The 12825-nt window shown below is 37.6% G+C and carries 12 protein-coding genes and 12 tRNA genes; 1 reads left to right on the forward strand and 23 read right to left on the reverse strand.

Features of this window, described 5'->3' with window-relative positions:
* Positions 1–360: 360 nt before the first annotated feature.
* The 13 genes from HLX49_RS15585 to HLX49_RS15645 form a co-directional block, all read right to left on the reverse strand.
* Positions 361–434: transfer RNA gene (locus HLX49_RS15585), tRNA-Ile, on the reverse strand.
* An 11-nt stretch (positions 435–445) separates the two neighbouring features.
* Positions 446–519 (reverse strand) — tRNA-Gly (locus HLX49_RS15590).
* A gap of 15 nt (positions 520–534) precedes the next feature.
* A tRNA-Pro gene (locus tag HLX49_RS15595) sits at positions 535–611 on the reverse strand.
* Positions 612–616: 5 nt separating this feature from the next.
* Positions 617–693 (reverse strand) — tRNA-Arg (locus HLX49_RS15600).
* Positions 694–716: 23 nt separating this feature from the next.
* Positions 717–800, reverse strand: a tRNA-Leu gene (locus HLX49_RS15605).
* A gap of 257 nt (positions 801–1057) precedes the next feature.
* Positions 1058–1139, reverse strand: a tRNA-Leu gene (locus HLX49_RS15610).
* 17 nt (positions 1140–1156) lie between these two features.
* Positions 1157–1232, reverse strand: a tRNA-Lys gene (locus tag HLX49_RS15615).
* Positions 1233–1316: 84 nt separating this feature from the next.
* Positions 1317–1391: transfer RNA gene (locus HLX49_RS15620), tRNA-Gln, on the reverse strand.
* A gap of 4 nt (positions 1392–1395) precedes the next feature.
* Positions 1396–1472: transfer RNA gene (locus HLX49_RS15625), tRNA-Asp, on the reverse strand.
* Between the two features lie 21 nt (positions 1473–1493).
* A tRNA-Glu gene (locus HLX49_RS15630) sits at positions 1494–1565 on the reverse strand.
* A gap of 6 nt (positions 1566–1571) precedes the next feature.
* Positions 1572–1662: transfer RNA gene (locus HLX49_RS15635), tRNA-Ser, on the reverse strand.
* A gap of 5 nt (positions 1663–1667) precedes the next feature.
* Positions 1668–1742: transfer RNA gene (locus HLX49_RS15640), tRNA-Asn, on the reverse strand.
* 204 nt (positions 1743–1946) lie between these two features.
* Positions 1947–2411 (reverse strand): SprT family protein, encoded by a 465-nt coding sequence (locus tag HLX49_RS15645; protein ID WP_077702496.1) that lies wholly within the window; start codon positions 2409–2411, stop codon positions 1947–1949.
* Positions 2412–2618: 207 nt separating this feature from the next.
* Between HLX49_RS15645 and HLX49_RS15650 the strand changes: the two genes are divergently transcribed.
* The gene (locus HLX49_RS15650) at positions 2619–4064 is read left to right on the forward strand and encodes a catalase (protein ID WP_077706819.1); all 1446 of its coding nucleotides are present in this window, start codon (positions 2619–2621) and stop codon (positions 4062–4064) included.
* 183 nt (positions 4065–4247) lie between these two features.
* Here HLX49_RS15650 and HLX49_RS15655 read toward each other — a convergent pair whose 3' ends face one another.
* The 10 genes from HLX49_RS15655 to HLX49_RS15700 all read right to left on the reverse strand — a co-directional run.
* On the reverse strand, positions 4248–6404 hold the full coding sequence (locus HLX49_RS15655) for a Tex family protein (RefSeq protein WP_296363059.1): 2157 nt from the start codon (positions 6402–6404) through the stop codon (positions 4248–4250).
* A gap of 491 nt (positions 6405–6895) precedes the next feature.
* Positions 6896–7489 carry a SpoIIE family protein phosphatase gene (locus HLX49_RS15660; RefSeq protein ID WP_101933375.1) on the reverse strand — a complete coding sequence of 198 codons (594 nt, stop codon included), beginning with the start codon at positions 7487–7489 and terminating at the stop codon, positions 6896–6898.
* Between the two features lie 2 nt (positions 7490–7491).
* Entirely contained in the window at positions 7492–8283 is a 792-nt protein-coding gene (gene sigB, locus HLX49_RS15665) for an RNA polymerase sigma factor SigB (protein ID WP_077702494.1), read from the reverse strand.
* Positions 8255–8737 carry an anti-sigma B factor RsbW gene (gene rsbW / locus HLX49_RS15670; protein WP_077702493.1) on the reverse strand — a complete coding sequence of 161 codons (483 nt, stop codon included), beginning with the start codon at positions 8735–8737 and terminating at the stop codon, positions 8255–8257. Before rsbW ends, sigB begins: the two co-directional genes overlap by 29 nt.
* Positions 8737–9072, reverse strand: coding sequence for an STAS domain-containing protein (locus tag HLX49_RS15675; protein WP_077702492.1), 336 nt, complete (start codon positions 9070–9072; stop codon positions 8737–8739). The genes rsbW and HLX49_RS15675 overlap by 1 nt, the downstream gene beginning before the upstream one ends.
* A 268-nt stretch (positions 9073–9340) precedes the next feature.
* Entirely contained in the window at positions 9341–10354 is a 1014-nt protein-coding gene (locus tag HLX49_RS15680) for a PP2C family protein-serine/threonine phosphatase (protein WP_077702491.1), read from the reverse strand.
* Between the two features lie 210 nt (positions 10355–10564).
* Entirely contained in the window at positions 10565–10966 is a 402-nt protein-coding gene (locus HLX49_RS15685) for an anti-sigma regulatory factor (protein WP_073013081.1), read from the reverse strand.
* A gap of 3 nt (positions 10967–10969) precedes the next feature.
* Positions 10970–11326, reverse strand: coding sequence for an STAS domain-containing protein (locus HLX49_RS15690; RefSeq protein ID WP_073013079.1), 357 nt, complete (start codon positions 11324–11326; stop codon positions 10970–10972).
* A gap of 5 nt (positions 11327–11331) precedes the next feature.
* Entirely contained in the window at positions 11332–12201 is an 870-nt protein-coding gene (locus HLX49_RS15695; protein WP_077702490.1) for an RsbT co-antagonist protein RsbRA, read from the reverse strand.
* Positions 12202–12534: 333 nt separating this feature from the next.
* On the reverse strand, positions 12535–12825 hold a 291-nt coding region (locus HLX49_RS15700; RefSeq protein ID WP_296363057.1), incomplete at its 5' end, for a type II toxin-antitoxin system PemK/MazF family toxin.

Consider the following 12825-nt stretch of genomic DNA (forward strand, 5'->3'; position numbering starts at 1 on the left):
TGATGATGAACACCGTTCTTCATCATTCTTAGCTTCTTCTGAGATTTCTCTCAGTTTATTTCTTAAGAAAAACAGGGTTTGTTTTTCCTTGACATACTGGTTGTTTTGTTCAGTTTTCAAAGAGCAAATTTTTTCGTTGCTTTCAACGAAGCAACTTTTATATCATATCACCTAGAGAATGAAATGTCAACACTTTTCTAATAAAAATATAATTTGTTTTAGTGGACAACATTTCTTTTATGATAAGATCATCTTGCCTTGCCAGTTTTAGAGAAAATTAGCTTCATGCTATAGTTTTCATTTCCTTTGAACTACAAACTACAAACTATAAAGTTCATACTCCCTAGCATAGCAAGCAAATGGGCCTGAGTGGACTTGAACCACCGACCTCACGCTTATCAGGCGTGCGCTCTAACCAGCTGAGCTACAGGCCCATAAAATTAATTGGAGCGGGTGAAGGGAATCGAACCCTCGTCATCAGCTTGGAAGGCTGAGGTTTTACCATTAAACTACACCCGCACATCAAATGTGCGATGGTCGGGAAGACAGGATTTGAACCTGCGACCCCATGGTCCCAAACCATGTGCTCTACCAAGCTGAGCTACTTCCCGTAATATGGCGCGCCCGAGAGGAGTCGAACCCCTAACCTCTTGATCCGTAGTCAAACGCTCTATCCAATTGAGCTACGGGCGCAAAAAATATTTCATTAATTTTGATGCGGTCGAGAGGACTTGAACCTCCACGGGTTATACACCCACTAGGCCCTCAACCTAGCGCGTCTGCCATTCCGCCACGACCGCAATATATGAAGCGGAAAATAAAAGGCTGTATATCACAGCTTCTGAATGAACTTATTTTACTAAGACTAAGATAAACTTTCAATTAGTCTATACCCTATAGTAGCAACTGCTTAAGCAAAAGCAAACTATTACCTAACCTTCCCTTTTCACAATTAATTTGGAGCTGAAACCAAAATTTACAGCAACTCGTTTTTTTGTGATGAGGTAGTTGCGAGTTTCTTCTATAGTATAATATGAAGAAAACAGTTATATCTTAATGCGGGTGAAGGGAGTTGAACCCCCACGTCCGAAGACACTAGATCCTAAGTCTAGCGCGTCTGCCAATTCCGCCACACCCGCAATATTTAAATGTGTAATGGTGAGCCATGGAGGATTCGAACCTCCGACCCTCTGATTAAAAGTCAGATGCTCTACCGACTGAGCTAATGGCTCCTATTTCTGATTAGAAATTCTCTGTTGTCTTATTACGAGAACAAAGATATAGTAAACTTGTAAAGATCCATTAAAAAGCAAAAATGGCTGGGCTACTAGGATTCGAACCTAGGATACACGGGATCAAAACCCGATGCCTTACCGCTTGGCTATAGCCCAACAATGGCGGTCCGGACGGGACTCGAACCCGCGACCTCCTGCGTGACAGGCAGGCATTCTAACCAACTGAACTACCGGACCCGACCTATTCATTTTTTAGAATGACCCGTACGGGATTCGAACCCGTGTTACCGCCGTGAAAGGGCGGTGTCTTAACCGCTTGACCAACGGGCCATAAAATGGCGGAGAAGGAGGGATTTGAACCCTCGCGCCGCTTACGCGACCTACACCCTTAGCAGGGGCGCCTCTTCAGCCACTTGAGTACTTCTCCATAATTGGCTCCACAGGTAGGATTCGAACCTACGACCGATCGGTTAACAGCCGATTGCTCTACCACTGAGCTACTGTGGAATAATATAAGTTGAATAAATCACAACGAGAAATATAATACATCAAATCAAACTAAATGTCAATAGATTAACTAAATTTTATAAACTCATTTTTGGTTGCAATTAATATGTAATTGACAGCCTATTTAATGTATCACGAATGACAAAAATCGTCAATAGTATTTTCCTATTTTCTTTAAGTTTATACTTACTTCACCAAAAGCTTTCATATACCTTTCTCCATTACTAAAGCTATTCTCCCCTTACATTTGCCACATCTATACTTATTTGTACTCATTTTCCGCTGACGTTTAAACGTTTGATGACAAGTTTTACAAGCATATATATATTTATATTCTCTCTGCGAAGGTAATGGCTGACAAAACCTTGGAGAATTTGTCGCAGACATTAATTCTTTAAAATCACGATCGCTATGCTTATAACCTTTTCCTTCTATATGTAAGTGATAATGGCAAAGTTCATGTTTAATAATCCCTATAAACGCTTGTTCTCCTGCCTCTTCCAAGTATTTTGGATTTAATTCAATCATTTTTTTAGCAGGAATATATCTCCCACCTGTCGTTCTTAAGCGGTGATTGAATTTAACCTTATGAAAGAATGGTTTATTGAACCAGTTAAGGGATACATCATTTACGAAGTGATATAGTTCTTTATCATTTACTATTATCATTTGAAAAAACTCCTTATCATTTTTCAACATTATTATACAATAACTTACCACAATTTTTCACCTATATTAACCGAATCTCATGATTACATTTATTTATTTAAAATAATTATAAATAAATATTGATTTTTGTTTGATTTGTATTATAATATAATTGTAGTTCTGATTTATTACTTAGAGGGAGGATTTAATGTGGATACAAGAAACCGAATGACAACAGCAGCAGGCGCGCCAGTAGCTGATAACCAAAATTCTATTACAGCAGGACAACGTGGTCCTACTCTTATACAAGACTTTCATTTGCTAGAAAAGCTAGCTCACTTTAATAGAGAAAGAATTCCTGAACGTATTGTTCATGCTAAAGGTGCAGGTGCTTATGGCTACTTTGAAGTAACGAACGATGAAATTTCCAAATACACCAAAGCTGATTTTTTAAGCGAAGCAGGTAAACGTACAGATTTATTTATTCGCTTTTCTACAGTAGCAGGTGAATTAGGGTCTGCCGACACGGTTCGTGACCCACGTGGTTTTTCTGTTAAATTTTATACAAATGAAGGAAATTATGATTTAGTTGGCAATAATACACCTATATTTTTCATTAGAGATGCAATTAAGTTCCCTGACTTTATTCATACACAAAAACGAAATCCACAAACACATTTAAAAGATAAAGATATGGTTTGGGATTTCTGGTCACTTTCTCCTGAGTCACTTCACCAAATCACTTACTTGCATGGCGATCGTGGAATCCCTGCAACATTCAGACATATGAATGGCTACGGTAGTCATACATTTAAATGGGTTAATAAAGACGGAGAAGCTTTTTGGATAAAATATCATTTCATTAGTGAACAAGGTGTAAAAGGGCTTGAGGCTTCTTTAGCAGAGAAGATTGCCGGAGAAAATCCAGATTATCATATAGAAGATTTACACAACGCTATTGCAAACGAAGATTTTCCAGTATGGAAGTTATATGTACAAATCATGCCTTATGAAGATGCGAAAACGTATAAATGGGATCCTTTCGACGTAACTAAAGTATGGTCGAAAAAAGATTATCCACGTATTGAGGTTGGAAGAATGATCTTAAATCGCAATCCTGAAAACTATTTTGCTGAGGTCGAACAAGCAGCTTTCTCACCTGGACAATTTGTACCAGGAATTGAAGCTTCTCCAGATAAAATGCTACAAGGACGTCTATTTGCATATTCTGATGCACACCGTTATCGCCTTGGTGTAAACCATCACCAAATTCCGGTTAACCGTCCAAAAGCAGAAGTCAATCATTACCAAAGAGATGGATTTATGGCAGTTAATGGAAATGGCGGATCTAAACCAAACTATGAACCGAATAGTGTAAATGGTCCAGTAGAGGATCCAACAGCAAAAATAAAACCATTTGACGTCTATGGTGAAGCTGATAGTGTACCGTATGACAGTGATGACCATTATACACAGGCTGGAGATTTATATCGTTTAATGTCTGCTGATGAAAAAGATCGTTTAATTCAAGCATTTGTTGATCACATGAAACCCGTAACAAGAGATAAAATAAAACTTCGCCAAATTGAACATTTCTATAAAGCTGACGCTGAATGGGGCGAGCGTATTGCACAAGGGCTTGGACTTCAAGTTCCAGAAAGTGTAAAATCCTAATAAGCTTTTCATTTATTTTCACTAAATAAATGTACGTATAGAAAAATCCGAACGAATTGGAAATCCTCCTAGCAGATTTCCAAATCAAAGTTCGGATTTTTTAATGAAAACATTTTTCCCTTGTAACCTTATCTAAAGGAGTATGAGAATATTTTCTCCAGCAGCGACATCTTTACGCAATAATTACTTCTCTTGAATCATGGATAATGCAATTCTTCCTTTATTCACATCAATGTCTTCTACCCACACTGTAACAACATCTCCTACTGAGGCGATGTCCATGGGATGTTTCACAAATGAATGTGACATTTTAGAAATATGAACAAGCCCATCTTGCTTTACGCCAATATCTACAAACACGCCGAAATCGACGACATTTCGTACCGTACCTTGTAATTCCATCCCATGTTCAATGTCTTCTAGCGATAATACGTTTTTCTTTAAAATTGGTTGTGGAAAATCATCACGTGGATCACGCTCCGGCTTTGTCAACGCTTGGACAATATCATGAAGCGTCGGTTCCCCTACTTCTAATTGTTTAGCAACTTCTTTGGTATTAATCGATTGAATAGCTTCTTTCAATTTATCTGCACCAATATCTTCCAGGGAACAACCGATTAAATGTAGTAACTTTTCCGTTACTGCATAACTCTCTGGGTGGATGGGGGTTCGATCTAAAGCATGTTCTCCATCCATGATCCGTAAAAAACCAATCCCTTGTTCATATGTTTTTGCTCCTAGACGAGGGATTTTCTTTAATTGTTTTCGGTTCGTAAACTTTCCTTCTTCTTCTCTTCGCTTAACGATGTTATTAGCAACAGTCTTACTTAATCCGGATACATATTGTAATAAAGAAGAAGAAGCGGTATTCACATTGACACCAACTTGGTTAACTGCTGTTTCTACAACAAAAGTCAACGATTCATTTAATGCTTTCTGACTAACATCATGCTGGTATTGTCCAACACCAATCGATTTTGGATCAATTTTTACTAATTCTGCTAATGGATCTTGCACACGACGCGCAATGGATACTGCACTTCTCTCTTCTACTTGCAATTCAGGAAATTCTTCTCTCGCAAGTTTCGATGCAGAATACACACTTGCTCCTGCTTCATTCACGATAATATACGGAATCGATAGGTTTTGATTTTGAATGACATCGGCAATGAATTGTTCTGTCTCTCGAGAAGCTGTGCCATTTCCAATCGCTATCAATTCAATTGAATACTGCTTCATTAAATCCATAACAATCTTTTTTGCACCAGCCGTATCTTTTCTTGGTGCCGTCGGATACATAACACCAACATGGTGTACCTTGCCTGTTTCATCCACAACGGCTAGCTTACAACCTGTACGAAATGCAGGATCTACCCCCAGTATTGTTTTCCCTTTTAATGGCGGCTGGAGTAAAAGGCTTTTTAAGTTTTTGGAAAACACTTCTATTGCCTGCTGCTCTGCTTTTTCCGTTAAGTTGTTTCGAATCTCACGCTCTAAAGAAGGCTGAATTAAACGTTTATAACTGTCTTCAATCGCATGTTGTAACAATTCCAAAACATCAGCATGAGCAGAGGATGTTACTATTTTTTGTTGTAAAAAGTCAAGAATCCGTTCTGTAGGAGGTTGAATGGTGACTTTGAGTACTTCTTCTTTCTCACCACGATTAAGCGCGAGAACCCGGTGTGATACTAAAGAACGAACTGCCATATGGAAATCATAATACATTTCATATACTTGTTTTTCATCTTTTTCACGATCTTTCACTTCTGATGCGACCATACCTCGTTTCATCGTCTCTTCACGCATATATTCTCTATACCCAGGGTCATCAGCTATCCACTCGGCAATAATATCATTTACGCCAGCTAAGGCATCTTCTACGGTATGTAACTCGTGTTCCTCTGAAAGATAGTTCGTTGCTTCATTAGCCAGCGTTGTAATTTCTTGCCTCCAAACAAGTTCAGCTAACGGCTCCAATCCTTTTTCTTTGGCAATCGTGGCTCTTGTCCGGCGTTTTTGTTTATAAGGACGGTATAAATCTTCCACCCGTTGTAATTGCGTTGCCGCTATTATTTCCTGCTGTAGCTCATCTGTTAACTTCCCTTGATCAGCAATGCTACGTAAAACTTCCTGCTTTCTTTCCGCTAAGTGAACGGCATAATTCCATTTATCTTGAACAGATTTAATTTGTACTTCATCTAATCCACCAGTAGCTTCTTTTCGGTAACGGGCAATAAATGGAACCGTGTTACCATCTTCTAGTAAAGCAATGACTTTATTTACAATGGGTACATTTACTTTCGTTTCATTCGCAACCCACAAACTTAATTCTTGATTCATTTCATTTGCCACAAGCTTTCCTCCTTTACTCATGTGGTCTATTTTATCAAAAAATGATTTGCTTTCCTACTATCGCTATGGCTACGTTAAAAGAACGAAGCTTATGGACATGTCTCTATGACAAAAATGTTCGACGCACCCATCCTTAAGATTGATATCCTCATTAGAAAAACTTGGCTTGTCGCCAAGTCTTATGGCGAATGGCATAGTTTTTCTTATACTATAAACATTTAAACTTTTATACTTTCCTATAGTGGAACAAAGGCTCGGGGCGCCCTGTTAGCAACGTAGCAAGTGGAACGAAGCAACTAAAGTTTTAGGAATCATGGTGAGACGGTGTTGACGAACCAATGATGACTTATCGTAGGGCGATTCGTGAAGTCGCCTAGTTGCTGGGCGCTGGAGCCGGACGTGGTTAAATAACTTAGTACGTTTATCCACAGCTGCAAAATTTTATAATTTCCTAGACCAGAACGAAAAGGACTGATTTTTCAATCAGCTCCTCTATAGTGCATCGCTATTAATGTTGTATCATCACTTCTATTTTCACTAGCTAAACATTTAAATGTCTCGGTAATTTCTTGGACATTTTTCGTCAGCAAATATTTTTGCGATAAATCGCGATCAGTCACTCCATCCGAAAACATAATAAACACCATATCTGGTAGGAGTTTTTCCCGGACAATTTTAAACGGACGATGGAAACCAGCTAAATAGCCAGCATTGGGTATATTACGCTTTTTATGCTGATGGTCAGTTATTGTTAACACACCAATATTGCCAATAGAAGAAAAAGAATACATCTCTGCTTGAAAATCCAGTTTGAGAATGCCAATGACTACACCGCGCTTTCCTTGCAATTGTTGATTACATTCTTTAATAATGGATTCAATACTTGCATGAATATTATTTTGAATAATATCAATAACAACTTGAGATGATTCCTTTGCTATTTCTCCACTGCCTAACCCATCCGCAATAGCGCAAACAAATTCACGGTTTGTCTCTTCATAAAAAAAACTATCACCACAGTAGTAATTGCCTGTTTTCGCTTGTTGAAATACAGACACCTTTACTTGTCCCATTTTTAATCAAAGACCTCCGTATCCTCGGATTGAATAGCTTCTCGTAATTTGCGTAACGAACGTCTCTGCAGCCTTGAAACATGCATTTGCGATATACCTAACAATTCACCAGTTTCTTTTTGACTCTTATTTTCGAAATACGTGTATTGTAAGATTTTTTGCTCACGTTCTGACAAGATGGGAAGCATCTTCTCCAATAACATCCTCTGGTCCGTCTGTTCGTAGCCAGCTTCCTCGTTTCCAACCAAATCTAATATAGCAACTGTGCTTCCGTCTGAATCAGCTTCTACCTTTCTGTCTACAGATAGAGCTTTATAGCTTTTTCCCATTTCCATTGTTTCCAAAATATCTTCCTCAGAGACTTGTAGAAAGTCAGCTATTTCCTTTATGGAAGGGGAAGATTGATTTTCCATTGTTAACGTATCAACAGCTTTTTTTATTTTAGGGCCTAATTCTTTAATCCGCCTAGGCACGTGTACACTCCATGTTTTGTCTCTTATAAATCGCTTAATTTCCCCAATAATGGTAGGTATCGCAAAAGATTCAAAAGATTTACCGAATGTTGAATCATATCGACGTACTGCAGCAAGCAAACCGATCATACCTACTTGAACAAGATCCTCATGAATGGCGCTATTTTTGGAATATTTACGTGCAACAGACTCCACGAGATCCTTATATTTAAGTACAAGCTGTTCCTGTAAATACTCATCCGTAGGCTCTTTTTGTAATGATTCAATTAACTGGTAAACCTCATCTCTTCCGCTATTGTGTGGTTGAGATTTGGTCGTCATCTAAGCCCACCTCAGCTTCATATTCATGAATATACTTTGTCATTAAAACAATGACTCCATATTCATTATTGATTTGAACTTTATCCATTAATGCATTAATTAAAAACAGACCAAAACCCCCTTCTCTCAATTCTTCAATTGATTCGTTCTCTTTATATGGCCCGATGTCGTCTTTTACTTCATTTAAGTCGAAACTACCGCCATGATCAGCAACCATCACTTCTAATCGATCTTCATATACACCAAAACCAATGGTTACCTCACCTTCATCTTCTTCGTTATAGGCATGAGTTACCGTATTTGTAATGGCTTCCGATATAGCTATTTTCAAATCTTCAATATCTTCATAACTAAATCCCATCCGATTAGCAATTCCTGACATACTTAGCCTCACTACACCTACATACTCTGCTTTAGCCGGCACTTTCAATTCAATAAAATCGAAATTCTTCATTATTCACTTCCACCTCGAATCGAAGCACGTATATCCATGATTTCGTCTAATCCGGTAATTTGAAACAACCGTAGTACACGGTCTTGGATGTTCACCAATGTAAGCTTGCTATTATACTCTTTCGATGATTTTAACGCACTAATAAAAGTTCCTAAACCAGTACTGTCCATATAGTTCACTTCCGCTAAATCTACTTCAACAACTTGTTCCTCTTGCCTCATAAGCGGTATTAAAGCTTCTTTTAAATCTGGAGCAGTATAAGCGTCAATCTCGCCAGCTAAGTAAACAATAGATTTACTTGGTTGTTCGTTCACCACGTTAATTGTTAAGTTCATACTTTTCCTCCTAAATCATATGCTAAATAAAGGGAATTTTTTCACGATAGTAAAGTACAAAAGATTATAGGTTTATAGTATAAGAAAAACGACAGCGTTCGCCATAAGACTTGGGACAAGCTAAGTTTTTCTAACAACCCAAAAGATCTCATTGACTAGCTCCCAAAATCAATGAAGGAGCTTATGATTTCACACTTCTTAGATAAACCATTACATTTACCGTTAAATATCCTACATTCCATTTACTAATACCCAGCATTTCATATGACTAAACTTCCCTACGTAAAATAAGTAATGTGAAATCATCTCTTAGTTCAAAATCCTGTAATCGCTCAAAATATTTAAACGTTTGATCAACGATCTTTTGTACTGGTAAATGGGCATATTGCTTAATAACGTCCAGTACTTCTTGACGCTCAATAAAGCGTTCGCCATCTCTGCATTCCGTTACACCGTCGGTTAAAAGAATAACCATATCATTAGGCTCAATTTTTAATTCATACTGTGGATAAGTAGTGTCTGGTGTAACACCTAGAACCAGACCTTTTGTGGTTAATTCTTCAAAGGTGTCTTGGCTGGAATTATAATAAAACCCTGGTTCATGCCCTGCTGAAGCGTAACGAAGTGCATGATCAGAAGGAAGGTATTGCGCATAAAACATGGTAATAAACATACTCGGATCTACATTTCTTTCTACCACTCGGTTCATATTCGCCAATATAGCTTTAGGTGTCATCGCATCCTCAGGATAACTGTCCATTGCATACTTAATCATCGACATACAAAGAGCAGCCGGGATTCCTTTACCGATTACATCTGCTATAGCAATCCCTAAAGATCCATCTCTTCCTTTTACAAAATGATGATAATCACCATTCATTTGATGTGCTGGGACGCTAATAACCCCGATATCCAAACCTTCAATCGTTGGTTTTTTTGTTTCTAAAAGGGTTTCTTGCATGCTCGCTGCAACTGATATTTCTGACTTCAACTCAGATTGCTTTTCCCTAAGCTGCTGGTATTCTTGATGGGCAATCCCATATGCAATCATTGCCTCTAACAAAAAACTCATCGAATATTGAATGTCTTCACTTAAATTAGGATACAAATCTTGGAGAGACTGAATATGCATGTTAACAATTTCATCAGGAAGAATATTATTTTTAATAAACAGCTTACTCGCCTGCTCAATATCATATAAAGATTGTTCATCTCTCGTTTCAATATATCGTTTCATTAACGCTTTATATCCTTCTGTGTCTAATTTCAATAAACTGCTCATCGTTCTCCCCCTCATTCACCTTTACCAAGACACTGGGTAACGGGAAAAAGAAATTCAGTATACTTTCTTCTGGTAATTTATCTTTGTGTAACGACTATCCCTAGGTCAGGATTTAATAAAAGGCATGTTGTCTCGCTTAATTTGACAAATTAATATTAATTTACCCTGTTTCCATTTCCCGCATTGTCATTTCCACAGCCTCATACATACTTACCTTAGCCATTTAATCGTCTTAATTCGTGTTCCTTTGCCAACTTCCGAATGAATATCAAACTCATCCATTAACCTCTTGACACCAGGCAAACCAGCTCCGAGTCCTCCAGACGTAGAATAGCCATCTTCTAATACCTGTCCAATATCTTCAATACCTGGACCAACATCAATAGCAATAATGCATAACCCTTTATTATCAAATGTATCAATTACCTCAAAACAGATTTGTCCATGATCAGCATACAAATAAATATTTCTGGATAATTCCGATATCGTTGTAGCTATACGAGCTTGATCCACAGTGCCAAAGCCAATCTTCCTTGCAATATCTCTACCTAACTGTCTTGCTGCCACTATATCCCATTCTTTTTTTATATTCACGCAAGATTGAGGCTTCATCGGCTATTCCCCCAATTCCTGGTAGAGTTTAATAAGGCCTTGTTCTAAATTTAATGCCGTAGGTACATTCTTCAGGTGGATACCTAGATCAATTAATGTCACCGCTACAGCTGGTTGAATCCCTGTTAAAACTACCTTTGCCCCCATTAAATCTGACATTGTTACGACATCACCTAAAACTTTAGCAATAAATGAATCAATAATATCGACAGAAGTTAAATCAATAACGACTCCTGTCGAACCATTTTTATGAATTTTATCTAATAAATCCTCCTGAAATTGGATGGCTGTTTGGTCATCAATTTCTGTTTGTATGGAGATAAGTAAATAGTTGTGAAGTTTCAAAATAGGAATCCGCACGATCTTCACTCCCCTTTTAACGATTGAATCATATGTTCTATGCTATCCGCCCTATTTTCCAAATCAACAACTTGGCGGTCTGTAATTTCCAATGCTGTACGAAACCCTTTCTTCAAGGAACTCTTTGTAGGGAACTTACTTAAATCAATGCCTAGATTAACAATCGTTTGGGCAATTTCTGGTCTAATGCCTACAAGAATACATGTTGCGCCAATCAAACGGACGGCTTCTGCTGCTTGGATAATATGATGAGCAACCATCGTATCGACGACAGGAACACCTGTAATGTCAATTAAAACAACTTCTGAGTTATGTTTAATCGCACCGTCTAATAGATTTTCCATGATTAATTTCGCACGATCTGTATCAACTGTTCCAATTAATGGCATAATCGTAATTCCGTCCATAACAGGTATTAATGGAGCAGATAATTCTTGTAAAGCGACTCGTTGTAAGGAAACGGTGTTTTCCCAGCTTCCTGAATACTCATTTACAAGTTGACGGATAATAGGCTCTACCCAAGCATCCACACTTTTTAGCACATTGGAAATAAATTCAAAGTTAAGTTGTTCATATTTGCTTAAAATGTAATCTACCGTAACTCTTCGAAACACCTGTAAGCCATCGGTAATATACCCCAAAGGCCATCCAAGGTTAATAATTCTTTCCGAAAAATCTTTAACCGCTTTTGATGAACCTCCATCTTTTATACTTTGAAAGATAACATTAACGAATTGCCGATTCGTACTTTCAAAGAGTTCATCAGAAATACTTGCTGTATAATTATCTAACTTTAAGGAATTGATTTCTTCCATCCAAAGTTGCACAATCGAATCGCTGTTTTCAATAGCCATATTTTTTAACTTCTCATCCATTTCATTACCCCCATCGACGTAATACTACATTGTTAAATAGTTATATTTTTAAGTGTAAGCCCTCTATTCTTTTTAGAAAAAATTGGCCTATCGCGAAAGCTTTATAGCAGAAGCTACTTTTTCTTATACTATAGACCTTTAAACTTTTATACTTACATATAGTGCAACAAAACATATGCCTTCTCGCGGGATCTACCCTGCATATGTCTAATAGAAGCCTACAATTTTCTGCAGATATCAACATTTATTGTAACATAGATACAAATTGATCATGAAATAATATTCCACACAAAGCCTATTAAAAAAATCCTCTTGTTTCAATAACAAGAGGATTTATTGATCATACATATCCTTCAGCCCTAAACTGATTTCTAATGCTTGGTTAATCATTTTCATCTTTTCTTTATCTAACTTTGTAATTTTATCTGTTAGCCTTTGTTTATCAAGTGTTCGTATCTGCTCTAGCAAAATAACGGAATCACGGTCAAACCCATATTGTTTTGCATCAATCTCCACATGTGTAGGGAGTTTAGCTTTTTGAATTTGTGCTGTAATTGCAGCCACAATAACGGTAGGACTGAAACGATTCCCGATATCATTTTGCAGGATCAATACCGGGCGGAC

Origin of the sequence: Virgibacillus sp. (assembly GCF_013393565.1) — a bacterium.
Classification (GTDB): domain Bacteria; phylum Bacillota; class Bacilli; order Bacillales; family Amphibacillaceae; genus Virgibacillus; species Virgibacillus dokdonensis.